Raw genomic sequence first — 25,082 nt, 5'->3', positions numbered from 1 at the left:
CAGCACATCCGCGATCCCCCGCGACTGCTCCGCGACCTGCGCAAGCGTCCCAGGACCATACAAACCCTGACTACCGGTCAAAAACCACACCTCGGCAGTGGACGTGGCACTCATGCGGTGGCTCCTCGGTTCGCGGCGGGCGGGGTCGCGGCAGACGGCTGCTGGCCGTAGACGTTCTGGTAGCGGTCGTAGAGCCGGTCGATGTCCGGCCCGGCGATCGGCAGCGGCTCGCCCAGCTGCCGTGAGATGTGCACGGTCCTGGCGACGTCCTCGCACATCACCGCGGCCTTCACCGCCGCCCTGGCGTCCTTGCCGACGGTGAACACACCGTGGCTCTGCATCAGCACCGCGGGCGAGCGGTGGCCCGCAAGCGTCTCCACGATGCCGCGCCCGATGGAGTCGTCACCGATCAACGCGAACGGCCCGACAGGTATCTCCGCCCCGAACTCGTCGGCCATCGCGGTCAGCACGCACGGCACCGGCTCACCACGCGCCGCCCACGCGCACGCGTACGTCGAGTGGGTGTGCACCACACCGCCCACCTCCGGCAGGTGCCGGTAGACGTACGCGTGCGCCGCGGTGTCCGAGGACGGCGACAGACCCCCGCCCTCCACCACACGGCCGTCCAGATCGCACACGATCATGTTGGACGGCGACAGCCGGTCGTAATCGACCCCACTGGGTTTGATCACGAACAGATCCGCACCCGGCACGCGGGCGGAGACGTTTCCGGCCGTCCACACCACCAGTCCGTAACGGACCAGCTCCTGGTGCAGGTCGCTGACGTCCTGGCGCAGCCGTGTGACGGTGGCGTTGTCGTGCGGTGGAGGGGGACTGCTGCTCATGGTGTGAACCTCGGTCTCGTACGGGCGCCCCTCGAAGTGAGCGCTAACATGAAGAGTGATCGTTAACAACCAGCGCTGCGGGGCACCTCACACCGCCCGCGTCGCGCGCATGGCGCGGAGCCGGTGCATGACGTCGTTGCCGCCGCGTCCGAAGTGGTCGTGGAGGGTGCGGTATTCGGCGTAGAGGAGGTCGTAGGCGGCGGTGCGTGCCTTGTCGGGGGTGTAGGCGGCCCGTTCGATGCGGCCCATCGCCGCGGAGGCGCTGCGGATGTCGGGGTAGTGCCCCGCGGCGACGGCCGCGTGGATCGCCGCTCCCAGCGCGGGTCCCTGTTCCGAGGCCAGCACGTTGATCGGGCGGCCCAGCACGTCGGCGTAGGTCTGCATCAGGAAGGTGTTCTTCAGCAGTCCGCCGGCCGCGGTGAACTCCTCGACCGGGACGCCCGCTTCCTCGAACGCCTCGATGATGGTGCGGGTCCCGAACGCGGTCGCCTCCACCAGCGCCCGGTAGATGTCCTCGGGCCTGGTGTCCAGCGTCAGCCCCACGATCAGCCCCGACAGGTGGTGGTCCACCAGCACCGAGCGGTTCCCGCTGTGCCAGTCCAACGCCACCAGCCCGTGCCCGCCCACCGGCTGCGCACTCGCCTTCCGCGTCAGCAGCTCGTGCACCGAGACCCCCTCGCGGCGCGCCTGCGCGGCGTACTCGTGCGGCACCGCGGTCCGCACCGCCCACGCCAGGATGTCGCCGACCCCGGACTGCCCTGCCTCGTACCCCCACAGGCCCGGCACGACCCCGTCACGCACCACCCCGCACATGCCCGGCACCTCCGCCAGCACATCGGAGTTCATGATGTGGCACGTCGAGGTCCCCATGATCGCCAGCATGTGACCCGGGTCCAACGCCCGCGCCGCCGCGCCGGTCACGTGCGCATCGACATTGCCCACCGCGACGACCGTGCCCTCCCGCAACCCCGTCAGCGCCGCCGCCGACGCGCTCAACGTCCCCGCCGGCGAACCCAACTGCGACAACGGGAAGTCCAACTTGCCGGTGAACCCCGCGAAGTCCGGATGCAGCGACGCCAGAAAAGCGGCGTCGGGATAGGCGCCGTCCTGGTGGATGCCCTTGTAGCCGGCCGTGCACAGGTTGCGGTTCTCCGCACCCGTCAACTGCCACACGATCCAGTCCGCCGCCTCGATCCACCGCACCGCGGCCGCGTACACCCCCGGATCCTCGCGCAGCACCTGCAAGGCCTTCGCGTACTGCCACTCGCTGGAGATCTTCCCGCCGTACCGCCCCAGCCAGCCCTGTCCCGACTCCACCGCCGCGGCCACGATGTCGTCGGCCTCGGGCTGCGCCGCGTGATGCCGCCACAACTTCGCGTACGCGTGCGGCCGCCCCGCGAACTCCGCCACCTCGCTCAACGGCGTGCCGTCCGCCGTCGTCGGCAGCACCGTGCAGGCCGTGAAGTCCGTCGCGACACCCACCACCTGCTCCGCCCGCACCCCCGCCGCCGCCAGCGCCCGCGGCACCGCGAACCGCAGCACATCCCGCCAGTCCTGGGGAATCTGCAAGGCCCAGTCCGGCGGCAGCTCACACTCCCCGCCCGGCAGCGCACCGTCCACCACACCATGGGTGTACTCGTGCACCGCACTACCCAACTCCCTGCCATCCTCGACGGCGACGACCAGCGCACGCCCCGACAGGGTCCCGAAATCGACGCCCACGGTCACAGCGGGCGGAATGGTGGTCATATGTGGTCTCCAGATACGCGGGAGGTCCCGGCGACGCCCATGGCGTGCCGGAACCCCTCATACGGATCGCCGTCCCAGGCCTCGGGCCCCGGGCCCGAGACCGCGGCCCTCAGGACGACGTGCTGCTGCGCCGGACGATCAGCCGGGGTTCGATCACCACGCGCTCACCGTCGCGGCTGGTCGAGCCGGACTCCAACTGGGTCACCAGCAGCCGGATGCTGGCCTGCCCGACCGCGGCGAAGTCCTGTCGGACCGTCGTCAGCGGCGGGGCGAAGAACTCGGCCTCGGGAATGTCGTCGAAGCCCGCGATGGCCACCTGGCCCGGCACCGACAGGCCCGCCTCACGGAAGGCCCGCATCAGGCCCAGGGCCATCTGGTCGTTCGCCACGAAGACCGCGGTGACGTCCGCGGACGTCCTGCGGGCCGAGCCGGCCGCGACCCGCCCGGCCAGCTCCTGGCCCGCGCGGTAACCGGACAGCGGGGTCCAGTCCCCCACCAGCGGCGGCGGCACCTCGGCGCCGGCCTCCTCGAGGGTGCTGCGCCAGCCGCTGACGCGGGCCTCGGCCTCCAGCCAGTCCGGCGGGCCCGCCACGTGCCACACCGTGCGGTGGCCGGCGCCCAGCAGGTGGCTGGTCGCGAGCCGGGCGCCCAGTTCCTGGTCGACGGAGACACCGGCTATCGGCAGCGAGTGGCCGCCCTCGACGGTGACGACCGGGAAGGGCAGCCGCAGTTCGGCCAGCGCGGCGACGGCCTCGCGGTGCGGGACTATCACGACGATGCCCTCGACGCCCCAGTCGCTGAGGTGGTCGATGGCCTCCTCCAGCGCCTTCGCCGTGTAGCGGCGCAGGGTGACGGCGGAGACCATGTAGCCCTCGTCGCGGGCCGCCTCCTCCAGGCCGAACAGGGTGCTGGCCGGGCCGAAGAGGGTCGGGTTGCACGCCACCACGCCGAGGGTGAGGGTACGCCGGGTGACCAGGGCTCTCGCGGAGGAGTTGCGCCGGTAGCCCAGCTGCTCGATCGCCCGCTGCACTTCGGCGCGGGTGGTGTCGCGTACGTTCGGGTGGTTGCTCAGCACGCGCGAGACGGTCTGGTGCGACACCCCGGCGACCTGGGCGACGTCCGCCATGGTGGGAGCCCGGCGGGGCTGCCCGGCGCTCTGCGCGGTCTGCGACATGGTTCTCCGATCCGTGATGATGTCATTGTTAGCGCTCACAGCACGGATCGTCAAGGCTGTCGCACCCACAACGGTACGCCACCCCCGCGGTGTCCCCGCCACGTACCCGGGGTTTGCCCCGGGCAGGCGAGGGACCCCTCCGCTCACCGTCGCGTGGGCGACGACGGCCGCGGTCCTCAAGGGCGCGACGAGCGGCGCGGGCCACCTGGCACTCGGCGTCGTTCGGCGACGAGCCGCCAGCGCCCCGGGGGCGCGTGGGGGGTGCCCCCTGCCGAAGGAGCCCGCACGACCCCCGCGCCCGGGGATGGCACCGCCTGATGCCATCCCTCGGGGCGGGGGCAGGCGTCAGCGGTAGAGGCGGAGGTCGGCCAGGCTCCACCAGTTCGGGGCCGTGCCGGTCTGCGTCACGCGGACGTAGCGCGCGCTGGTCGGCCGCAGGTCGACGGTGGTGAGCTGGCCGGTGCCCGGCCCCGCCGCGGCGGTACGCCAGTGGGTGCCGTCGTCGCTCAGCGAGACCTGCCAGCCGCGGGCGTGGTCACCGAGGTTGTCACCGCTGTCGATGGCGACCCGCCGGAACGCGGTGCGGCGGCCGAGGTCGAGCTGAACGTACTGGCCGGGCGCCTGTGCGGCCCCGCTGCTCCAGCGGGTGGACCCGTCGTCGTCCGCGGCGAGCGCCGGGGCACCCTCCCCCGCGGGCGACGACGTCGCCACCGCACCGGTGAGGGGCACCGCGTGCAGGGTCGAGGTCAGCCGGGCGTCGCGCGCCCAGGTGAAGGTGGCCAGCGCCCCGCCGGGCAGGGTGTAGGCGAAGCTCTCGTCCCCGACGGCGACGGCGAAGGACCGGGGGGCGTCGTTCTCGTTGTGCACCACGAGGGCGGTGGAGCCGTCGGGGTTGCGGAAGGCCACGTCGGTGAGCTGGCCGTTCCAGCCGGTGGTGCCGTAGTTGGTGCTGCCGATGCGAACCGCGCCGGGCTTCACGAACTTCGACAGGTGGCCGATCGTGGAGTATTCGGCGTTGGTGGTCACGGTGCCGTCGGAGGCGACGGTGAGCAGGGCGGTGCAGGTGTCGCAGCCGCCGTTGTGCGGGCCGCCGGCCGGGTCGAGGGCGAGGTTCCAGTCGGCGACGGACTTGGCCCAGTTACGGGTGGTGCCCACCGTGATGGTGCGGGCGTGCCAGGTCAGGGTGCCGCGGAAGATCTGCGCGGGGGTGTCGGTGGCCCCGTGCGAGCCCGAGCACTCGGTGAACCAGATGCCCTTGTCCGGGTGCGCGTCGTGCAGTGCGGTCTGCGCGCTGGGGTCGCCGGAGTAGCAGTGGTAGGCGGTGCCGGCGATCCACTTGGCGGCGGGGCCGTCCAGGACCTCGTAGGGGTAGTCGGTCTGCGGGTCCTCGCCGAGTTGCTGCGCGGTGGCGATGTCGCCCGGGTGGGTGGTCCAGTTGTGGTCGTAGGCGAGGATCTTCGTGCGCGGGCTGGCCCGTTGCAGCAGCGGGCCCAGCGCCTCGATGACGGCTGCCTCCTGCTGCACGGGCATGTCGGTGCCCGGGTAGGCGCTGGGCGCCCGGTTCTGCGGCTCGTTCTGCACGGTGAGGTAGTCCACGTGGACGCCTGCGGCGGCGTAGGCCTGGACGAACTTCACCAGGTAGCGGGCGTAGGCGCGGTAGACGGCCGGGTCGTCCTTGAGGTGCCCGCCGACGAGGGAGCCGGAGTCCTTCATCCAGGCGGGCGGGCTCCACGGGGTGGCCATCACGGTCAGCTGCGGGTTGAGCCGCTCCGCCTGCCGCAGCAGCGGCAGGATCTGCGCCTGGTCGTGGGCGACGCTGAAGTGGTCGAGGCCGAAGTCGGTCTGCCCTGCGGGCATGTCGTCGTACGTGTAGTGCGCGGCGGCCGCGGTGAAGTCGGAGGAGCCGACGGGCTGGCGCAGGAAGCTGACGCCGATGCCCTGCCGCGGGTCGAACAGCTTGCGCATCGCCGCGTCCCGGGAGGCGGTGGGCAGCGAACTGAGCACCGCGGCCGAGGAGTCGGTCATCGCGCCGCCGAAGCCGTCCATCCGCTGGAAGGTCTGGTTCGGGTCGACGGTGATGGTGGTCAGGTCCGAGCCGCCGGTCCCGAACGCGACGGGGGCCTGCGGCTGGAGCTGGGCGGAGTCGTCCGCCGTGGTCAGCCACACCTGCGCCTGCGGCGGGGGCTGCTGCGGGTGGCGGGCGGGGCTCGCGGTGGCAGTCGTGGGCAGGCAGGTCAGGCACAGCGCGGCGGCGGTGAAGGCGGCCGCGCCCAGGGCGCGTCTCATCGGGGTCTCCTAGGCGGTGCGTTGCCATGAAACGGATGTAACACACTGGAAACGTGTCGGGTGTGCCCACAGAAAAGCCGTCCTGTGCCAGGCATGTCAAGGCCTGACTCAGGACGGCGGTGACATCGGCCCACCCCGCGGATGTAACGCTCGTATGTAACAAGCTGCCCAGTCCGGGCCGCGCCGGATCAGGCCGGGCGCCGGCCCGCTACGACGGCTGGTCCCCGGTCTCGGCGGCGGTGTGGACACGGGCAGCTGCCCGCTCCTTCATGATCTCGCCGGCCCGGACGGTGTCGTCCACCTTGTCGAGGGCTTCGAAGACGAAGCGCTCCATCTCGATCGCCCCGACCCTGGCGGTGCCGTCGCGAAGGTAGAAGAGCGCGATGCACCCCACCGTCCAGACGCCCTTGCGCTTCTTCGCCCGCACCGGCCGCAGGACGAGGAAGTGCGTGCGGTCCGGTCTCAGCAAGGGCCTGATCGGCTCACTGCCGATGCTCCGCCATCCCTCGGAGCGCGCCAGTTCCTGGATTCCGGAGAGCTCGGCCGCCGACAGCTCCGCGATGCGCACCGCGGACGACCGGTGCGACTCGGAGCGGACGCCGGCCCCGGCCGCGATCCCCAGCGCCACCGTGAGGATTCCCAGGGCCGGCGCCAGCCAGGGGCGCCCGGCGCGGAAGAGGAGCAGGACCGTCACCTCGACGGCGAACAGCGGAAGGATCCAGCGCAGGATCCTGGAGAAGAACTGTCCTCCACGCACGGCACACCCGCCTCCTCGGCTGGAGCCACGTCATTTGCGGTTGCACTTCAGCTGGTCGTTGATCTCCGCGCGGGTCATCGGGCCCTCGGAGGTGTAGTAGGAGTCGGGGCCCTCGGGGTGGAAGGCGCGCAGCTTGGGAAGGTCGAGGTAGTCGTCACGGCCGCCGGTCGGATGGCCGGGCTCGGTGGCCCCGACGAAGACGCCGTCGGGCAGCGGCTTGGACGGATCGGGGCTCGTCGTGCGGAAGCTCGTCGAGGAGTTGATCACGAAGACGCCCCGTTCGACGGCTTCCGACGTGGGGTCCTCGCCGTGCCAGACCTTCGGATAGGGGCCGGAGTCCGTGTACTCGGTGACGTCGACGCCGAGCACCTTGCTGTCCGCGCAGAGCGGGTAGGCCACGGTGACCACTCCATGGTCGAGGCGGAATCCCAGGACAGGCCCCTTCGGGTCGCCCATGAAGCAGCCGCCCAGGGCGAGCACTCCCGCCAGCAGCGCCACCCCTGAGGTCAGTCGCTGACTTCTCATGGTCCCTTCGTTCTCCTGTCGGGCGAGGGGCGGTCGGCCCGGTCGAGCCGACCGCCCCGTGATCAGTCAGTGCGGGAAGAGGCGCGCCTCAGCAGTCGTACCCGCCCTTGTCCAAGTCGGCCTCCCTCTCGAACGGGTTCGAGCACGGGTCGATACCCCCGGCGAAATAGGGCAGCGGGAAGAACTGGCCGTACTTGTCCCATTGTTTGGTGTGTACCCGCTCGTGCTCCAGCCGATCGGTGGTAACCATCCTCGGATCGTTACTGGTGATGTAGACATGGCCGAAGGTCGTTCCGCCCCGTGTGTGCAGCGGGGCGTGGCCCTGGCAGACGAACAGGCCGCCTCCCTTGTAGGTGCAGTGGTCGCCGGCCATCAGCGCGGCGGTGTAGAAGAGGGCGGTGACTCCCCAGCTCTCCCCCTCGGTCACATCCTTCATGGCGCCCTTCAGCAGATCCTCGCCGCCGGACTTGGCCTTGCCCCCGAGCCATTTGGCCCCGCCGGTGATGGCGTCGCCGATGTCGTCGGTGAAATTCCTGCCGTCGTCCTTCCCCATGTGGCTCTCCAGCGCGGCGAGCTCCTTGTCGAACTCCGCCATGATCTTGTTCAGGGCCGCCTGGGCCTTCCTGCGGGCCACCTCCTGGGCGATCTGCTTCCTGCGCTGTTTGGCCCAGAAGTCGTCGATCATGAAGTGGGCGGGGTTCTTGCGGTAGTAGTGGTATCTGATCCGCGACGCCAGGTCCTTCTTCGGCTTCTGCTTCCAGACCCAGTGGCCGTTGCTGTACACGTAGCCGGCGTGCATGCCGCGGTCGTTGGCCCACTGGTTGTCCGTGGTGGTACCGCCGTCGGTCGGGCCGAGGGGGCGGGTCCCGTCGGGGTCGGACTTGGTGACGGGGTTGTTGTGGGCGTACGCGTACGCGTTCATCTGCGCCGGGTCATCGAGGTCGATCACCGGGTCGACGGACAGGAAACGCCCCAGGATCGGGTCGTACTCACGGGCTCCGAGATGGGTCAGGCCCGTGGGGTCGTCCGTGCCGCCGACGAAGCCCTGGTCGCCGGGGAAGGCGCCCGACGTGCCGCGGGCCTGGCCGAACGGGAGTTGCTTGCGACGGGTGACGGCCAGGGTCAGGGCGGCCACCGCGGTGGTCGCGGTGCCCTGCTGGTCGGTGAAGAGGTAGGAGATCGCGTTGCCGCTGCGGACCGCGACGGTGCTGCCCAGGTAGTGGTAGTAGCGGGTGGCCGTCTTGGTGGTGCGGTCGGCGGCCAGGGAGAGCTCGCTGCCGTCGGGCAGCGTCAGGTCGCGGGTGCCGTCCGCGTTGGTGGTGATGAGGCGGTTGCCGTCGGCGTCGTAGAGGTAGCTGGTGGTGCCGGCCGCCGCCGTGAGGGTGGCCAGGTGGCCTTCGGCGTCCCAGGTGAGTTTCTGGGCGGCGCCGTTGACGGTGCGGGTCGTGGTGTTGCCCGCGGCGTCGTAGCCGAAGGCGCTGCTGCCGGGGGTGGCGCCGCCGGTGGTGGTGGCCTGCTGCACGGCGTGCGGGAGGCCGGTGCCGGGGGTGGGCTGGGTGTAGGTGGTCACCGCGTCGGTGGCGCCTGCTGCCACCGCGTGGTCGGTCTCGCGGGTGCGGTTGCCCGCCAGGTCGTAGCTGAAGCTCTGCCAGTACGCGTCGGGCCCGCCGACCGTCGCCGACGAGGGGGCCGCTTTGCAGTCGGTCTTGGTGGTCCAGGCCTCGGTGAGCCGGCCGAGCGGGTCGTTGGTGAAGCACTGGTCGTCCGTGGTCAGTTGGGCGTCCTGGCCGCTGGCGGTGCTGGCGCCGGTGATGTTGCCGGCCGCGTCATAGGAGTAGGTGGTGTCGTCGATGCGCTGCGGGGCCAGGTCGCGGTCGGTGGTCTGCTCGGTCACGCGGCCGGAGAACTCGTCGTAGCTCTTGGACTCGTAGGCCTTGCTGCCGACGGTGCCGCCGAAGTCCGTCCGCACGGGACGCGACCAGGCGTCGTACTGGGTGTTGGAGACCAGGGCCACTCCGGCCCTGCTGGTGCGGTAGGGCAGGTCATCGCTGTTGTAGTCGGTGGTGATCCGCTCGGACGGGATGTCGCCGACCGCCGGTGTCAGCGTCCAGTCGAGCAGCCCGGTCTGAGCGTTGTAGGAGTTGTCCCATTCGTAGCTGCCGGCCAGGCCGCCTGCCGCCGCCGGGATGGTGACCGTGGTGGAGGTGGGCTGGTAGCGGTCGTCGAAACCACCGTTCGACTCGGTGTAGGCGGCGCCGTCGACGTAACGGGTGGCGCTGGTCAACTGGCCCTTGGCGACGGTGTCGTAGGTCCAGTCGGCGAGCTTGGTGGCTCCCTGCCTGAGCGCGGTCTTGCGGCCGAGTGCGTCGTAGTCGGTCGTCAGGGTGGTGCCGCGGGCATCGGTGGTGCTGATGACGTGGCCGTCCGCGTCGTAGCCGGTACTGGCCGCGCCCTTGTCCGGGTCGTCGGAGCTGATCTGCCGGCCGCGGTTGTCGAAGCCGTAGCTCCAGACGTTGCCTGCGGGGTCGGTGACCTTGGTCGCCTGGCCGAACTTGCCGTAAGCGTAAGTGGTCTTCTGGTAGGCGGTGCGAGCGGCGTCGGTGTACTGCCGCAGTTCGGTCGTCCGGCCGAGCGCGTCGACGATCGTCGTGGTGGCGGTGCCGCCCTTGGGCGGGATGACCGTGGTGCGGTCGCCGTCGTAGACGGTGGTGGTGCGCCACTGCTCGTCACTGTCGTACTTCAGCGCGATCACGTCCGTGATCCGGCCGCTGCCGTCGTAGTGGTTCTCGGTGACGTTCTGGACCTTGGTGTCGTCTCCCGACACCAGAGTCGTCGAGGGCGGCCCGGCGACGTAGTACGCCGCATAGGACTTGCTGGTGAAGCCGCGGGTGTCGTACAGCGTCTCGGTGACCAGCCGGTCCTGGGTGCCCTCCGCGATGGTCTGGGTCTCGCGGTCGCGGAGCAGGCCGTCGTAGAAGGTGTACGTCGTGGCGTAGGCACCGTTGCGCTTCAGCGTTCTGGTGGTGATCACGTTCGCCTGGGTCTTGGACTGGGAGACCAGGTAGCTGTAGGAGGTCGACGGCGTCGTGGCGTGGTCGGCCTTCGCCCAACCGGGTTTCCACACCTGGACCACCCGGCCGAGGCCGTCGTAGACGGCGTCGCTGCGCTTGCCGTTGGGGTCGACGGCGGACGTGGTCGTGCCGCGGGTGGGGTCGTAGGTGGTGGTCGTGGTCTGGCCCAGCGCGTTGGTGCTGGTCGAGGAGGTCGGGGCGGTGATCGTCGACGGGGTGTAGGCGGTGGTCGTGGTGTTGCCGAGCGCGTCGGTGTCGGTCAGTTCACGCCCGTGGATGTCGTAGGTGTGCTTCGCCGTCGTCAGGTAACCGGTTCCTGCCGCGTCCTGCTCGTCGAGCCGGCTCACGTTGCCCTCGGTGGGCGCGGCGGTCAGGCTGGTGGCGCCGTCGTAGTAGTGCCGCTCGTCGGAGACCAGGTCCGCGGGCAGGGTGCCGGCGCTTCCGCAGGGCTTGTCGACGGTCTTGACCTCGGCGACGGAGGTGAGGAAGTTCGTCGCGGTGTTGGGCGCGTACGTGGTGGTGGTGCATTGCTCGTCGCCGGTGACGGCGATGTCGCCGAGCTCGGACTCGGTCAGGATCTTTCCGTCGTTGTCGTACGTGCGGTCGGTCCTGGTCGTCCGCCAGCCGCTGCCGACGGCGGTCTTCAGGATCTCCGAGCCGTTGCCGACTGCGTACGCGGACAGCGCGGACATACCGGTGCGGCTCATGGTGGCGGTCGGGGCGCTGCGCCAGGGCTCGAAGGAGGTGGACGTCAGCAGCGCGCCGCCATCGCCGTTGAAGGTGTCCTCCTCTCTGGTCATACCGGCGAAGTCGGGCCGATCGGTGATCTTCACGCCGTCCCGGTTGGCGACCTGGGCGCCGTCGATGCCGCGGAAGTAGCGGTATTCCTTGAGCGTCCTGGGGTCGTCGGCGGCGCCGGTGCGCACCTGGACCCGCCCGTAGCCCTTGTTGTCGCTGTACGTGAGGTACTTGGCCTGCCCGAACTCGTCCTCGGACTTCGCCCAGGCCAAGCCGTCGAGGTAGGAGTAGTCGGTCTCCTTCGCGGGCGCGCCGCCGTTGTTGTCCAACTCCAGCACCTGGGTGACCACGTAGGTGTGGAACCAGTCCAGGTACGGCACGTAGCCGGCGTCGGGCGCGTCGGGCGGCGACCAGATCACCGGGTAGCAGCGGCGGGTGTTGGACGCGGGCGCCGGGACGTCGCCGGCCTTGCAGTCCTCGGCGGAGTACGTGACGCCAAGGGTCGAGCCGGTCTCCGAGTTGATCGCGTAGACGCGGTAGCGGATCATCGGCGGCACCGGATCGGGGTCGCCGCCGGTCGTGGCGCCCTCCACGCGGTTCTTCAGCTGCTTGCCCATGAACGTCACCGTGGGCAGCGAGGTGTCCCCTGTGCCGGTATGGCCGGTGCGGCTGACCGAGGCCAGCCACAGCGCGGGGGACGTGCCGTCGCCGGTGGACGGGAACTGCTGCGTCAGCTTCCAGGTGTCGACGGGCTTGAAGGTCGAGCCGACCAGGACGGACGTATCGATCTGCGTGAGGCGCTTGCGGGTCCAGAACGACGGCGAGTAGTTGCCCGTGCAGGTCGCACCCGCCGCGCAGTTCTGGTCGAACGGGGTGTCCGGCCAGTTCTTGGCATGGTCCTTGTCGAAGGTCCCGCAGTCGGTCAGGCAGCGCTCACCGACGGTGAAGTCCACCTTCGCCGCGGGGGTGGCGTAGAAGTTGCCGGAGCGCAGCCCGTACTCGATGCGCTTGAGGTAGCCGCCGCGCGTGTACGGGGTGGTGGTGGCCTTCCCGGTCGTCGGGTCGATGTCGCGGCCGTAGGAGTTGGTCTCCTTGGCCCAGTAGTACGCCATCGCGTCGCCGTGCGGGTCGACGACCGCGTCCAGGTTCCACCGCCAGGCCTGCTGGCACCACGAGTCGGCGAACGCGGTGGCATGGCAGGGCTCGCCGGGCTGGTTGCCGTAGACCGGCACCGTCCAGGTCGAGTTGGTCTCGTCCTTGCCCGAGGACCAGCCGGCCGGGCGGTTCAGGCCGAAGTAGTAGACGGTGCCGTCGGGCGTGGTCACCTTCCAGTACTCGCCGTCGTTGTCACCGTTGGTGGCGGTCGGGGGGGTGAGCTTCTCGGCCTTGGTGCCGTCGTCGGACTGGAGGTGCCAGGCACCGGTGGTGTCGTCCTTGACCAGCACATTGCTGTGCCCGCCCAGGTTGATCACCGCGTTGTCCTTCTTCCAGCACTCGTCGCCGACCTTCACCGTGGTGTTGCTGCCGGTGGTGTCCGACGCGCACGAGACGTACTGCCGCTCGATGTAGCCCGGCTCCATCGACCAGCCGTCACCGATCCAGTTCGACTGGTTGTTGGTGGCGGCGGTCCGGCCGTCGACGGCCTGCGAGGAGTAACCGAGTGACAGGTCCGGCTGCACGCCGCCCGGCACGTCGGGGGTGTCGACCGCGTAGGTCCAGGAGAAGCCGCCGTTGCTGCCGCCCGCCGACCAGGACGCCGAGGGGGCGAGCGAGGTGGCGGTGAAGCTGCCCTGCGAGCCGGAGGCGACGGCCGTCGCCGCCACCAGCACCGTGCCGCTGCTCGCGGCCAGTCCGGTCGTCGAACGCGCCGACTGGGGCGCGGCACCGACCGGCGCCGACCGGAGCGCGGGAGCCGCCGCGGGCGCAGCGCCCAGGGCGACGGGCGCGGTCAGCGTGCCGGTTTTCGTGTCGTTCACGGTGCCCAGGTCGCGGCCCACCGCACAGGCGGCGTCCTGCGGCGTGGTCAGCGCGCAGCTCGGCAGTTGCTGAAGGGCCAGCCGGGACGCCCAGTCACCACCGTAGGCGTCGCGGAAACCCGAGTAGTCCACCTGCACTTTCACCGAACCGGCAGCGCCTGCCGAAGGCTTGATCGCGAGCACGACACCCTCGACGCCCAGCGTCTTCGCCGCGTCCTGGCCGAGCACCTGCACCTGAGCCGATTCGGGCCCGTCGGCGGGCACGCCCGCCTTCGCCGCCGCCCTGCCCAGCCGCACCGGCAGCCCGGCGGCCGCGGTCTGGCCCTTCCCGGCGGCGGGCACGGCCACATCCGCGGTGGCGGCCGCGGGCCAGGTCACCTTCGGCGAGCCCTTCCAGGCGTGCGCCGCCGTCTCGTCGGGAAGCGTCTTCCCGGTGCCGCGCACGGGCCGCACCGGCACCGGGTGGGGTGCGGCCGGCTTGCCCAGCTCGAGCCCGGAGGCCGCCGCGGCGACCGGTCCCGCCAGGGTGCCGAGCAGCAGATAGCCGATCACGGACAGGCTCACGAGCAGGGTCGCCCGCCTGCGTCTCCTTCTGGTCCTCTCCGGACTTCCATACAACTCACGGCGCAATACGGACACTGTGCCCCCCCAAGGGTACGTTCCAGGTAAAGACAGCGACATTAAAGCCGCGCACGGTGAATCGGAACACAGGGAGAAACGCGTCCGGTTTGCGGCTTACTTCGGTGAGCGCGCCGCTTGCGCCGCGTTCACGGCGTTAGGCACGGTGGTCTTTCCTGGCCGGCAGTGATATCAGCCGCACACCCCGCGCGGAAAGCGCTGGTCAAGAAGAGGTCGTGACGGACGACGGATGTCCGTGCATACTCCTGCCGGGGGTCCACCACAGGAGAACAGGCCGTCGTTTACGGACGGCCTCCTTCCGTATTTCCGCGAACAGTGGCATCTGCATGCCCTTGAAGGGATCGAAGTGAGATATCCAAGGAGGGGGACGGCGCGGGTGAGGGCACGAAGACTTACGCTCGCTCTCCTCGCCGTAGCCGGTCTGACCACGTCTTTCACCCAGCTGACCGCGGCCGTCGCGGCCGGCGGCGACCAGCGGGCCGCGACCGCCGCGGCCGACGGAGCACAGAATTCCGGAGGCGCGCAGCCGGGAAACGGACAGGAAGTGAACAAGGCCGTTGCGGCGGCCGAGGAGTCGGGTCAGCGCGTCGAAATCCTTTCGCAGCGCACGGAAACACGGCGTATTTACGCCAACCCCGACGGCACGTACACCCAAGAGGAGTCCGCGACTCCCCAACGGGTGCGCCAGGGAAACACACTGGTCGATATCGACCCCACTCTGAAGGCGGGGCCCGGAGGACGGTTCACCACGAAGGCAACGGAAGTCGGCCTGGAATTCTCCGGGGGCGGCAGCGGGCCGCTCGCCACCATTACCCGTGACGGCCGCAGCCTGTCGCTGAGCTGGCCCGGCACGCTGCCGGCGCCGGTGGTCTCAGGAAGCGGTGCGACCTATCCGGAGGTGCTGCCTGGCGTGGACCTCCGGGTCCAGGCCGGCGCGAGCGGCTTCAGCGAGCTGCTGGTCGTCAAGAACGCCCAGGCGGCCGCCGATCCGGCGCTGGCGACGGTGAGGTTCCGGCTGGCGACGGATGGTGTGGCGGTCTCCGCGGACGCAGGCGGCAACCTGAAGGCCGTCGACCCGGCGGGCCAGGAGGTCTTCACGGCGCCGGTGCCGCGCATGTGGGACAGCTCGACGACGGAGCAGGCCGCCACGCCGACCGTACGGGGCAAGGCGGCGGCCGGCGGCCAGGCCGCCGCGCCCGCCGAGGAGTTCGAGCCGGGAAGCGGCGCCCAGCAGGGCGCGGTGCCGATCTCCGTGACCCCGGACGCGGTCACGCTCAAGCCGGACCAGTCGCTGCTGCGGGGCGACGACATCACCTACCCCGTCTACATCGACCCCACGATCGGAGGTTCGCGCGAGGCGTGGACCATCGTCGACAAGGCGTACCCGAACGGCACCTTCTACAACGGCACCGGCTGGAACAGCTCGGGGACCACCGACGCCAGGGTCGGGCACGAGAGCGACACCGGCGGCACGGCGCGGTCCTTCTTCCGCATGGACTCCGACAAGCTCTGGAACACCGACAAGTCGATCACCAAGTCGACCTTCCGGATCGACAACACCTGGTCGTGGTCGTGCACCGACTTCCCGGTGCAGATGTGGCTGACCGGCTCGATCACGTCGTCGACGTCCTGGAACAACCAGCCCTCCTGGGCGACGAATCTCAGCAAGTCCACCGACTCCAAGGGCCACGACTCCGGCTGTCCGGGGGGCAACCTGGCCTACGACGTCACCACCGCGGCGAAGCAGGCCGCCACGAACCACTGGCCGAACATCACGCTCGGGATGCGGGTCCCCACCGACCAGGAGGGTGACGTCTACGGCTGGAAGAAGTTCGCCGCCGGGTCTGCGGTGCTCTCGACGGACTACAACACCTACCCCGGCAAGCCCACCGGCCTCTACACCAGCCCCAGCACCGGGGCGACATGCGGCGCCAGTACGCCCTACACCACCATCGGCAACACCGACGTGACCTTCGGCGGCACCTTCGCCGACCCGGACGGCGGCACGGTCAAGGCGCACTTCACCATCTGGCCGACCGGCTACGGCAGCGGCACCAACCATGTCGACCAGACCATCAGCGTCGCCTCGGGCAAGGCCGCGAAGCTCGTGGTGTCCAAGGCCACGCTCGCCAAGCTGCTCAAGGACGACGGCATCACCGGAGCGGGGACGTACACCTGGTTCGCCAGAACCGAGGACGGCTCGCTCTCCAGCGCCTGGAGCACGCAGTGCCACTTCGTCTTCGACGGCGCCCGGCCGAGCAACCCGCCGGGGGTGGTCTCCACGCAGTTCCCCGACGGCTCCGACGGCTGGCCCGCGGCCACGGGACAGGCCAGGACGCCCGGCACCTTCACCCTGTCGAGCGGCGGTATCGCCGATGTCGTCACGTACGAGTACTGGTCCGACTGGGACCCCGCTGTCCGCACCGTCGCCCCGGGCACCGCTGGCGGCTCCTACCCCCTCACCCTGACGCCGCCGGCCGTCGGCGCGCACTCCCTCGCGGTCCGCAGCCTCGACAGGGGCGGCAACAGGTCGGACGCGGTCTCCTACCGCTTCTACGCCAACGGCCCTTCGACCGCGGACAAGCCGGGTGACCTCAACGGCGACGGCATCGGGGACATGTACGGGGTGTACGGCGACGGCACCCTGCGCCTCTACGCGGGCCAGGGCGACGGCCACGTCGCCCCGTACACCTCCGCAGGGAACAGCGACTTCGACGGTGCCTCCATCACCCACCGCGGCGACTGGACCGGCGACGGGTACGAGGACCTGGTCGCGCTGATGCCTGGAACCGACGGCAAGTCGCTGGAGGTGTTCCCGAACAACGGCGTCGGGTTCGCCTGCACCGCCCGCGGTGAGGAGGCCGACGGGGACTCCCAGTCGTGCCTTTTCGACGAGCAGCAGCTCGATGTCGCCGACCCCGCGGACGACCACATCTCCGACGCCGACCAGATCCTCGCCATCGGGGACGTCGACGGCCCCCTCGACACCGACGGCGACGGCACCATCGATGTGCCGGGCCACACCGACCTGCTGGTCAAGGAGGGAAACCAGCTCTGGCTGTACTTCGGCTCCGACTCCACCCTGCTCGACGACTCGCGCCCGCCGGTCCTGGTCGGCAACGGGGGCTGGTCCGGTTACGACGTCTACGCCCCAGGCGACCGCAATCGCGACGGCCGGGTCGACCTGATCGCCCGCGAGCGCGGCACGGGCATCATGTACCTCTACCCGGGCGCCGGTCCTGCGGGCGAGGGCCTCGGCAGCGCGGTGACCAGGAGCCAGATCGGCACCGGCTGGACCCCGGCCTACCGCCCGCTCCTGGCGGTGCTCCCCGACGTCACGGGGGACGGCAGGACCGACGTGCTGAGCACGGGAGCCGACGGGATGCTGTACCTGTACCCGGACATCACCGTCCCCTGGGTACTGGTCGGCAGCGGCGGCTGGACGCCCTTCCAGCAGATCGGCTGAGCAGGGCCTGCCGACCCGGATGAGCCGAGCCAGGCCGTCCGGCATGCGGCGACCGACCCGGCGGGCCGCCCGCCCGCCGGGTCAGTCGCCCGTCGTGCCGTCGGCCATCTCGCGCAGGATGTCGATGTGGCCGTTGTGCCGGGCGGTCTCCTCGATCAGGTGCAGCAGGATCCAGCGCAGGTTCACCTGGCGGCCGTCGCGGATGGTGCGCTCGGCGATGTCGTCGAGGCCGCGGGCGGCGACCAGCTCGCGGTGGCGGGCGTTCTGGGCCGCGTAGTCGGCGAGCAGGTCGGCGAGGGGGATGTCGACGGCCATGGTCATCTCGCGGTCCGGGTCCTCCTGCGTCCACGGGCCCTCGTCCTCCTGGCCGAGGAAGATCACGTCGAACCACCAGTACTCGACCCAGCGCAGGTGGCTGATCAGGCCGCACAGGGTCATCAGCGGGGAGCCCGGCAGCGGGGAGCTGCGCGCGTCGTCGGCGGAGACCCCCTCGCATTTCACCCGTGCGGTGTCGCGTGCGTAGTCGAGGAAGGTGACGAGGGAGGTGCGCTCGTCCAGGGCGGGGGGAAAATCGGTTCGCGTCATGAGGAGGCATCGTCTTCGATCGGCGGCGGGGTTGTCGAACAGATAACGGGGCGGCCTGGCCCCGCGGTCCTGAAAAGCTAGCGGCTACTCTTGCTTCATAAGCTCTCCTCGACCGCAGGAGATGATCGCCATGGCGTCGAAGCGCAGTTACGGCGACGGGTGCGGCATCGCACGCGCCCTCGACCTGGTCGGGGAGCGCTGGGGACTTCTCGTGGTGCGGGAGCTGGTGCTCGGGCCGAAGCGGTTCACCGGGCTGCACGCGGGGCTGCCCGGGGTCAGCCCGAACGTCCTGGCGCAGCGGCTGCGCGAGCTGGAGGCGGCCGGAGTGCTGCGGCGGCGCACGCTGGGGCCTCCCGCCGGCGCACGGGTCTACGAGCTCACCGAGTGGGGCCGGGAGTTGGAGCCGCTGCTGATCGGCCTGGGCCGTTGGGGCGGCCGCTCGCCCGAGCCGACCGCCGACCCCTACCGCAGTGCCGATTCGCTGATGCTCTGGCTGTGCTCGCGCTTCGTCCCCGCGCCGGGTGGGATGCCGGGCGCGGCGGCAGGCGAGGGGCTGGTCGCGGTGTTCGGGGTGCGCAGCGGGGACGACCGTTTCGCGGTGCGGGTCGGCGGTGGCCGGCTGACCGTCGAGCGCGGGGTGCCCGAGCGTCCGGACGCCACCCTCGCGGGTGACCTCGGGACGTTGACGGACGTGCTGAAGGGCCGCCGCCCGATCGCGGAGGCCGCGCAGAGCGGCGAGCTGGCGGTCGGCGGCGACGTGACGGCCCTACGCAGGCTGGTGGACCTGCTGATCACCTCGAGGCCCGCGACGGCGCAGGCCGCGGTCCTGGCCTGAGGGCTGCCCCGAGGGGGCGGCCCGCCCTTCGGGGCCGCGGCATGGGCATGGCAGCATCGGACCCACGGCCCCGGGGACGAGAGAGACGAGACGCGCCATGCCGCTGCAGATCAGGGCGTTCGACGCCGACCATCCTTCCGACCTGCTCGACCTCGAGTGGCACCTGCCGCTCGAACAGTGGTCGGACGAGTCCCTGGTGGCGCTGCCCCGCGGCATCTCGCGGCACGTGGTGCGCTTCGCGCGGGCCGGCGACGGGGTGGTCGCGGTCAAGGAGGTCAGCGAGTGGGCGGCGGTGCGCGAGTACGGCCTGCTGCGGGACCTGGACCGGCTCGGGATACCCGCGGTCGACCCGATCGCGGTGGTCACCGGGCGGGTCGGCGCCGACGGCACGGCGCTCGAACCCGCGCTGATCACCCGGCATCTGAACGGCTCGCTGCCCTACCGCTCGATGTTCGAGACGACGATGCGCCCCGGTACGGTCAACCGGCTGCTCGACGCGCTCGCGGTGCTGCTGGTGCGGCTGCACCTGGTGGGCTTCGCGTGGGGCGACTGCTCGCTGTCCAACACCCTCTTCCGCCGGGACGCCGGCGCCTACGCCGCCTACCTGGTGGACGCGGAGACCGGGCAGATCCAGCCGGAGCTGAGCGCCGGCCAGCGGGACTACGACATCGAGCTGGCCCGGGTGAACATCGCGGGCGAGCTGATGGACCTGGAGGCGGGCGGCTCGCTGCACCCGTCGGTGGACCCGGTGACCTTCGCCGAGGCGATCTGCTCCCGCTACACCGACCTGTGGCACGAGCTGACCCGGGAGTCGGTCTACCCGGCGGACAAGCGGCACTACATCGACCGCCGCATCCGCCGGCTCAACGACCTCGGCTTCGACGTCGCCGAGATGCAGATCCAGCGCTCGCCAGGCGGCGACAGCGTGACCTTCCTGCCCAAGGTGGTGGACGCCGGGCACCACCAGCGCCAGCTGCTGCGGCTGACCGGCCTCGACACCGAGGAGAACCAGGCCCGCAGCCTGCTCAACGACCTGGACTCCTGGATGACCACCCAGGACGACTACGCCCCAGGCGACCCGCTCGGCGCGCGTCCCGAGGTGCTGGCGCACCGCTGGGTGCGGCAGGTCTTCCGGCCCGCGGTCCGCATGGTGCCGGTCGAGCTGCGCCGCCACATGGAGCCGGCGCAGGTCTACCACGAGCTGCTGGAGCACCGCTGGTACCTGTCGGAGACCGCGGGGCACGACGTCGGCCTCGAGGAGACCGTCGCCGGCTACCTCGCCGACGTGCTGCCGCACGTGCCGGACCCGACCGCGATGGTGGCCGAGCCTGAGTGACGCCGCCGCCCGGCGCGGGCCGTTCCCGGTGCCGCACGGGGCGGGCGGCGCCGGATGTACCGGTGTCAGGTGAGCCGCAGCGCCGCCTCGCGGACCGCGAGCGCGTCCGCGCGCACCTCGCGCAGGCCGGGCAGCGGCCAGATGCCGGGGCGCGGGGCCGGGCGCGGGCCCGGGTTCGGGATCCACGACACGCTGCGGGTCCAGGCCCGCAGCTGCTCGCGGAAGCCGATCCTGGCGGGCCCCGCCTGGTGGGTGCGGCGGGTGGACAGTCCGGTGCCTGCGTCCCAGGTGTCGATGTGCAGGGTCGCGCCCTCGTCGCGGGCGTAGGGCGACGGCAGGCTGAGCGTCGCGACCGAGTCGGTGGCGGTGAACTCCAGCGTCTCGCGGTAGCGCCGGTGCGCGGGCAGCCGCAGGTGGCTCGCCTCCACGACGAGGTCGTCGTCGGGCCGCCAGCGGCAGCTGACCGCGCTGCCGCCCGCCCACTGCGAGCTGTGCTCCAGGTTGCCGTACAGCTCGCGCCCGCTGCCGTCGAGGGCGGCGTGCACGATGTTGACCTGGTGGATCAGCGAGCCGCCGAGGCCGCGGGCGTAGACGTCGCGCTGGAGCGCGGAGGCGCCGGGTCCGAGCGCCCTGGCCAGCGCCGCCTCGGCGGGCGGGGGTTGCGGGCCGAAGGGCGGCGGCGGGTAGGGCACCAGGTGGTCGACCAGGTGCGGGGCGTTCGGGTCGTGGATGTCCACCGCGATCCTGCGGGCGGTGGCCGCGTGCTCCCTGCAGTGCTCGATGAAGAGCTGCACCACCGGGTCGTGCCGCTTCATGTAGCCGGCGGTGACGGGGACTCCGGTCCGCAGTTCGGCCGCGATCAGCTCGTCGATCTCGGCCGGGTCGAGGCTGACCGGCTTCTCGCACAGCACCGGCAGCCCGGCGTCCAGGCAGCCGATGACGGGGTCGCGGTGGGTCCACCACGGCGACAGCACCAGCGCGGCCGTCGCCCCGGCCCACACCGCCTCCTCAGGGGTGGTGCACACCGCGACCCTGGGGAAGCCTGCCGTGACAGCGGCGCGGTGCGCGGGGTCCGGGTCGATCACGGCGACCGGCCTGATGAGGTGCGGCAGGTCCCTGATCTCGCGCAGATGCGCGGCGTGGGCGACCTTCCCTGCCCCGATGACCACCACCCGCACCGGGGCGGGCACGGACTCCGCTTCCGCTTCCGGCCCGGGTCGGCCGCCCGCGGCAGGGTCGTGTCCTGTTGTCACCGGGTCCCGTCCTCCCGGTGGCCCCTGGTGCCCCGCGTGACGCATGGTGCTCATCCTTTCGGCGTTCGGCACTCGTTCCTACCAGGAAACGTGGCGCGACCGCGACGCCCGGGTGTCCGAACCGTGATCTCACCCATGGCATGAGGGCCATCCATTGCTAGAGTCGGTATAGGGTGCGGTTGCCACCTTGCAGGCACCTGCACGTTTCGGCGCACCCGGCGACGAAAGAGGGAATCCGTGGCCAATTCGGTGAGGGGTGGTGGGCCGAATGCGGCCGACATCGGGCTCGCCCTTTATCAGACACTGCGCACCAATGGCTCCTGCGTCCCGGCGAAGGCCGCGGCCGCGATCGGGCTGACCGAGGCGGAAGCCGAGGCAGGCTGGCGGGAGCTGGAGGAGCTGGGGCTGATACGACCCGGCGACACCGCAGACGTGGTCGACCCGGTCGAACCGGACACCGCGCTGATCGAACTGCTGGCCCGGCAGCGGGTGTCGCTGCGGCGCCAGCGCGACGAGTTGACCTCGATCGTCACGGCTGCCGAGTCCCTGATGGAGCGGTACCGACCGGCGGTCATGCGGGAGAACGCCGAGATCGAGGTCGAGCTGGTCACCAAGGACCACCGGCGGCGCCAGTTCCTGCGGGACTTCGACGCGACGATCACCGAGTCGGCCAGCTGGATGCACCCCGGGCCGCTGCCGTCCAGCGAGGTGCTGGCCGGCTCGCTCACCGCCGACAACGCGCTCATAGCCCGTGGCATAAAGGTGCGCGCCATTTATGGCCAGAGCATTAATTCCGCACCCAGGCAACGTAAATATCTTTCCGACCTGACGGCTGCGGGCGTGGACGTCAGATTGGCGCCGCAGGTGCCTTTCGACCTTCTTATGGCCGATACACACAGCGCGCTGGTACTCGCCAATCCTGATGATCCTTCAGGTCCGGCGGTAGTTGTCAGGGGACCCGCGCTCGTGCGTTCGTACGTGGCAATGTACGAGGATTGCTGGCTGCGTTCCGTGCCGTACTCGTCGAATGTGGCCAACGGCCTCGACCCGGACAGCGAGCTGACCGAGCAGCACCGCACCACCATGCGGCTGCTGGCAAACGGCCTGACGGACGAGCGGATCGCCAGAAAACTCGGGGTGTCACTGAGGACCGTGAGTCGCCTGGTTTCCGAGATCATGCGGTATCTTGAGGCGGAGAGCCGATTCCAAGCAGGAGTCCTCGCAGCAGCGCACGGCCTGATCTGACGACGATCACACCGGCGCATTCACGCCATGGCAGATATACGCACAAGGGGAACCTGGCCGCGCCTGCGTGTATTTGCCATCATTGGGCAAAGTTACGTGTGGCTACACCTTCATAGTGAGCACCCACTTCTCCTGCCCACCTAAGGATTATGATGTCGCGGATCCGGCGCTCGACCCATGTCTCCGCTGTAGCAGCACTGGTGCTCGTTCTGTCGTCGGCTGCCGGCACAGCCGTTGCGGCCGACAATGCCTCTTCCCCCGCTCCGGCCGCCTCGAACGGCACCGTCTCGCCCGCCGGATGGTTCCCGGCCCCGGCCACCACGGTTGCCCCCGCAGGCTGGTTCCCGGCCGCCGCTCCCGCCGGATGGTTCCCCGCCTCGACCACCACGGTTGCCCCGGCAGGCTGGTTCCCGGCCGCCGCTCCCGCCGGATGGTTCCCCGCCTCGACCACCACGGTTGCCCCCGCAGGCTGGTTCCCGGCCGCCGCTCCCGCCGGATGGTTCCCCGCCTCGACCACCACGGTTGCCCCCGCAGGCTGGTTCCCCGCCCCCGTCGAGGTGTAGTTCCCCCCGCGCCTGGCCACACGCAGCGAGAAGCACCGTGCGGTCCGCGATGATTCGCGGACCGCACGGTGCTTCTTGCATTTTGTGGGGGGATCCTTGGGGGCTGGGCGGCCGGGTCGGGCTCGGGTCAGGGTCCGACGGAGGCCGCCATCGCCGGGAGGGCGTGATGCGGCCTGGCGACCGCCAGTGCGTGCTGGAGGACGGTGTCGATATCGGTGGCCGCGTCGTCGGCCGCCGGGTGTACGGCGAGCCAGCCGAGGTGGCGTCGAAGGAATGCCGCGAGGGCCGGCACCGTCCGCAGGGGGAGGCGGACGGTGCGGCCCTCGACTATCAGATCGGCCCAGGAGGCCAAGGTGTCTCGTACAGCTGCGCGCGCCTCGACTGCCGGCCCGTTCAGGGGGATGCCGGGCCGGTCAGTGCCGGACAGTCTGTCGCCGGGGTCCTGCGCTGCTACGAGTACAACCTCCAACTCGCCGTATACCCGGGGAAGCAAGGCGAGTTGCCGATCCAACCGCTCCTGGCAGGGGAGGCAGAGCGCAGGATCCGTCTCGACACACAGGTGGCCGGTCCGGAATTCGTAGTCCTGCACTTCCACTGTCCCTTCTCGTTGCCGGGGGCGGTGGTTCAAGACAACCAGCAGGCCCCGTTCCGGACAACGTCCGCAGACCGGCCGGATTCTGCCATGGCGCATACGCGCATCTAGGCACCTCCGTCCCAGGTCAGGCCGAGGACTGCCACCCCGGGAAGTGGGTCAGCGCGGCAGCAGCGCCTCGATCGCCCCAGTGACCTCGGAAGCCTCCGGCGCGACAGCGGGGCGGAATCGCGAGACGACCTCGCCATCGGCGCTGAGCAGGAACTTCTCGAAATTCCAGGTGATATCGCCCGCTTCGCCCGTCGCGTCGGGCAGCAGGGCCAGCTCGGCGTAGAGCGGGTGCCGGTTCGCACCGTTGACATCGGCCTTGGCGAGCAGCGGGAAGCTGACGCCGTAGGAGGTCGAGCAGAAGGTCCTGATCTCCTCCGCGGATCCGGGCTCCTGGCCGCCGAACTGGTTGCAGGGCACGCCGAGGACCGTGAAGCCGCGGTCGGCGTACTTCTGCTGCAGCCGCTCCAGGCCCTCGTACTGCGGGGTCAGCCCGCACTTGGACGCCACGTTGACCACCAGGACGGCCTTGCCGCGGTATTCGCCCAGGGTGGTGGCGGTGCCGTCGAGGGTCTGCAGCGGGATGTCGTGAAGGGTGCTCATCGCTTGGTGCTCCTGTCGGGTTCTGACGTGAAAGCGGGCTCGGCCACGGTGAGGCCGAGGGTCTGGGCGAGCGCGGGGGCGAGATCGAGCAGCTGCGCGTGGGTGATCACGGCGCCGCGCAGCGACTCGTACCCGTCGGCGAGGTCGATGGTCAGGGCACCGCGCAGGTCCGCCCTGGCGAGGGTGGCGCGGCCGAACCTGGCCCGCTCGATCCGGCTGCCGGGGAAGGTCACCCCGTCGAGCCTGGCCTCGCCGAAGTCGACGTCCCGCAGCACGCAGTCCTCGAAGACCACGTCGTGCAGGGCGGTGGAGCGCAGGTTGACCGAGTCGAGCTTGCAGCGGACGAAGGAGACCCGCCGCAGGCCCGCGTCGTACGCCTCGACGCCGGCCAGCGAGCAGCCGACGAAGGCGGTGTCCAGCCACTGGCTGCCGGCCAGGGTGCAGCCGGTGAAGCGGGTGCCCGACGCCCACGCGTCGTTGAAGCGGGCGCCGCGCAGGTCGGTGCCGGCGAAGACGCAGTCGGTGATCGCGGACTCGAGGAAGCGGGCGCCGGGCGCACGGGTGCCCTCGGCGAGGTCGAGCCCGTCGAGGTGGACCGTGTCGTAGTCGCCCTCGACGGCCAGCGGCCCGGTGTGCGGGCGCAGCAGCGCCGCGTAGGGCAGGTCGGCGAGCTCGTGCGGTACTGCGGCGCGGGCGTCCTTGGCGGTCACAGCGGTCCACACTACGCGCGGGGTCCGGCAGCTCCCCGCGGGGACCGGCACCGCCGACCCGAGGGCGACATGACGGACATGTCGGC

17 protein-coding genes are annotated in these 25,082 nt (G+C 70.8%); 4 read left to right on the top strand and 13 right to left on the bottom strand.

Annotation, left to right across the window (positions count from 1 at the left end):
- The 8 genes from ACGFMP_RS23865 to ACGFMP_RS23830 all read right to left on the bottom strand — a co-directional run.
- Positions 1–114 (bottom strand): hypothetical protein (locus ACGFMP_RS23865; protein WP_393674997.1); only part of this gene is annotated, 114 nt, incomplete at its 3' end.
- On the bottom strand, positions 111–845 hold the full coding sequence (locus ACGFMP_RS23860; RefSeq protein WP_393674974.1) for an L-ribulose-5-phosphate 4-epimerase: 735 nt from the start codon (positions 843–845) through the stop codon (positions 111–113). The genes ACGFMP_RS23865 and ACGFMP_RS23860, both read right to left, overlap by 4 nt.
- An 87-nt stretch (positions 846–932) precedes the next feature.
- Positions 933–2,594: a ribulokinase gene (araB, locus tag ACGFMP_RS23855; protein ID WP_393674973.1), complete on the bottom strand. Its 1,662-nt coding sequence runs from the start codon at positions 2,592–2,594 to the stop codon at positions 933–935.
- A gap of 109 nt (positions 2,595–2,703) precedes the next feature.
- Positions 2,704–3,768, bottom strand: coding sequence for a LacI family DNA-binding transcriptional regulator (locus tag ACGFMP_RS23850; RefSeq protein ID WP_393674996.1), 1,065 nt, complete (start codon positions 3,766–3,768; stop codon positions 2,704–2,706).
- Between the two features lie 345 nt (positions 3,769–4,113).
- Positions 4,114–6,054, bottom strand: a complete 1,941-nt coding sequence (locus tag ACGFMP_RS23845) for a discoidin domain-containing protein (protein WP_393674972.1) — start codon at positions 6,052–6,054, stop codon at positions 4,114–4,116.
- 208 nt (positions 6,055–6,262) lie between these two features.
- Positions 6,263–6,811 (bottom strand): hypothetical protein, encoded by a 549-nt coding sequence (locus ACGFMP_RS23840; protein WP_393674971.1) that lies wholly within the window; start codon positions 6,809–6,811, stop codon positions 6,263–6,265.
- Positions 6,812–6,841: 30 nt separating this feature from the next.
- On the bottom strand, positions 6,842–7,336 hold the full coding sequence (locus tag ACGFMP_RS23835) for a hypothetical protein (RefSeq protein ID WP_393674970.1): 495 nt from the start codon (positions 7,334–7,336) through the stop codon (positions 6,842–6,844).
- An 88-nt stretch (positions 7,337–7,424) separates the two neighbouring features.
- Complete coding sequence (locus ACGFMP_RS23830) at positions 7,425–13,685, bottom strand: RHS repeat domain-containing protein (RefSeq protein ID WP_393674969.1); 6,261 nt, start codon at positions 13,683–13,685, stop codon at positions 7,425–7,427.
- 451 nt (positions 13,686–14,136) lie between these two features.
- Here ACGFMP_RS23830 and ACGFMP_RS23825 point away from each other — a divergent pair, with 451 nt between their 5' ends.
- Positions 14,137–17,226, top strand: coding sequence for an FG-GAP-like repeat-containing protein (locus ACGFMP_RS23825; protein ID WP_393674968.1), 3,090 nt, complete (start codon positions 14,137–14,139; stop codon positions 17,224–17,226).
- An 81-nt stretch (positions 17,227–17,307) separates the two neighbouring features.
- Here ACGFMP_RS23825 and ACGFMP_RS23820 read toward each other — a convergent pair whose 3' ends face one another.
- Positions 17,308–17,811, bottom strand: a complete 504-nt coding sequence (locus tag ACGFMP_RS23820; protein ID WP_393674967.1) for a DinB family protein — start codon at positions 17,809–17,811, stop codon at positions 17,308–17,310.
- 130 nt (positions 17,812–17,941) lie between these two features.
- Here ACGFMP_RS23820 and ACGFMP_RS23815 point away from each other — a divergent pair, with 130 nt between their 5' ends.
- Positions 17,942–18,646 (top strand): winged helix-turn-helix transcriptional regulator, encoded by a 705-nt coding sequence (locus ACGFMP_RS23815; protein ID WP_393674966.1) that lies wholly within the window; start codon positions 17,942–17,944, stop codon positions 18,644–18,646.
- Positions 18,647–18,743: 97 nt separating this feature from the next.
- The gene (locus ACGFMP_RS23810) at positions 18,744–19,982 is read left to right on the top strand and encodes a DUF4032 domain-containing protein (protein WP_393674965.1); all 1,239 of its coding nucleotides are present in this window, start codon (positions 18,744–18,746) and stop codon (positions 19,980–19,982) included.
- Between the two features lie 65 nt (positions 19,983–20,047).
- Here ACGFMP_RS23810 and ACGFMP_RS23805 read toward each other — a convergent pair whose 3' ends face one another.
- Complete coding sequence (locus tag ACGFMP_RS23805) at positions 20,048–21,235, bottom strand: Gfo/Idh/MocA family protein (protein ID WP_393674964.1); 1,188 nt, start codon at positions 21,233–21,235, stop codon at positions 20,048–20,050.
- A 237-nt stretch (positions 21,236–21,472) separates the two neighbouring features.
- Between ACGFMP_RS23805 and ACGFMP_RS23800 the strand changes: the two genes are divergently transcribed.
- A complete protein-coding gene (locus ACGFMP_RS23800) occupies positions 21,473–22,480 on the top strand; it encodes a LuxR C-terminal-related transcriptional regulator (RefSeq protein WP_393674963.1) in 1,008 nt (335 codons plus the stop codon).
- Positions 22,481–23,170: 690 nt separating this feature from the next.
- On the opposite strand, the gene ACGFMP_RS23795 is transcribed toward ACGFMP_RS23800, so the two are convergent.
- From ACGFMP_RS23795 to ACGFMP_RS23785, 3 genes are all read right to left on the bottom strand, one after another.
- The gene (locus ACGFMP_RS23795; protein WP_393674962.1) at positions 23,171–23,395 is read right to left on the bottom strand and encodes a hypothetical protein; all 225 of its coding nucleotides are present in this window, start codon (positions 23,393–23,395) and stop codon (positions 23,171–23,173) included.
- 399 nt (positions 23,396–23,794) lie between these two features.
- Positions 23,795–24,286, bottom strand: coding sequence for a glutathione peroxidase (locus ACGFMP_RS23790; RefSeq protein WP_393674961.1), 492 nt, complete (start codon positions 24,284–24,286; stop codon positions 23,795–23,797).
- On the bottom strand, positions 24,283–24,996 hold the full coding sequence (locus tag ACGFMP_RS23785) for a pentapeptide repeat-containing protein (protein ID WP_393674960.1): 714 nt from the start codon (positions 24,994–24,996) through the stop codon (positions 24,283–24,285). The genes ACGFMP_RS23790 and ACGFMP_RS23785 overlap by 4 nt, the downstream gene beginning before the upstream one ends.
- Between the last annotated feature and the right edge of the window lie 86 nt (positions 24,997–25,082).

The sequence above is a fragment of the Streptomyces sp. NPDC049040 genome (assembly GCF_043197715.1).
GTDB lineage: Bacteria > Actinomycetota > Actinomycetes > Streptomycetales > Streptomycetaceae > Actinacidiphila.
The sequence above is the reverse complement of the archived record's forward strand: the minus strand, read 5'-3'. Positions and strand labels throughout refer to the sequence as shown.

What these genes read in the sequence shown, in the direction of transcription:
- ACGFMP_RS23860 (WP_393674974.1), bottom strand. Translation starts at nt 845, where the DNA reads ATGAGCAGCAGTCCCCCTCCACCGCACGACAACGCCACCGTCACACGG.
- araB (WP_393674973.1), bottom strand. Translation starts at nt 2,594, where the DNA reads ATGACCACCATTCCGCCCGCTGTGACCGTGGGCGTCGATTTCGGGACC.
- ACGFMP_RS23850 (WP_393674996.1), bottom strand. Translation starts at nt 3,768, where the DNA reads ATGTCGCAGACCGCGCAGAGCGCCGGGCAGCCCCGCCGGGCTCCCACC.
- ACGFMP_RS23845 (WP_393674972.1), bottom strand. Translation starts at nt 6,054, where the DNA reads ATGAGACGCGCCCTGGGCGCGGCCGCCTTCACCGCCGCCGCGCTGTGC.
- ACGFMP_RS23835 (WP_393674970.1), bottom strand. Translation starts at nt 7,336, where the DNA reads ATGAGAAGTCAGCGACTGACCTCAGGGGTGGCGCTGCTGGCGGGAGTG.
- ACGFMP_RS23820 (WP_393674967.1), bottom strand. Translation starts at nt 17,811, where the DNA reads ATGACGCGAACCGATTTTCCCCCCGCCCTGGACGAGCGCACCTCCCTC.
- ACGFMP_RS23815 (WP_393674966.1), top strand. Translation starts at nt 17,942, where the DNA reads ATGGCGTCGAAGCGCAGTTACGGCGACGGGTGCGGCATCGCACGCGCC.
- ACGFMP_RS23810 (WP_393674965.1), top strand. Translation starts at nt 18,744, where the DNA reads ATGCCGCTGCAGATCAGGGCGTTCGACGCCGACCATCCTTCCGACCTG.
- ACGFMP_RS23790 (WP_393674961.1), bottom strand. Translation starts at nt 24,286, where the DNA reads ATGAGCACCCTTCACGACATCCCGCTGCAGACCCTCGACGGCACCGCC.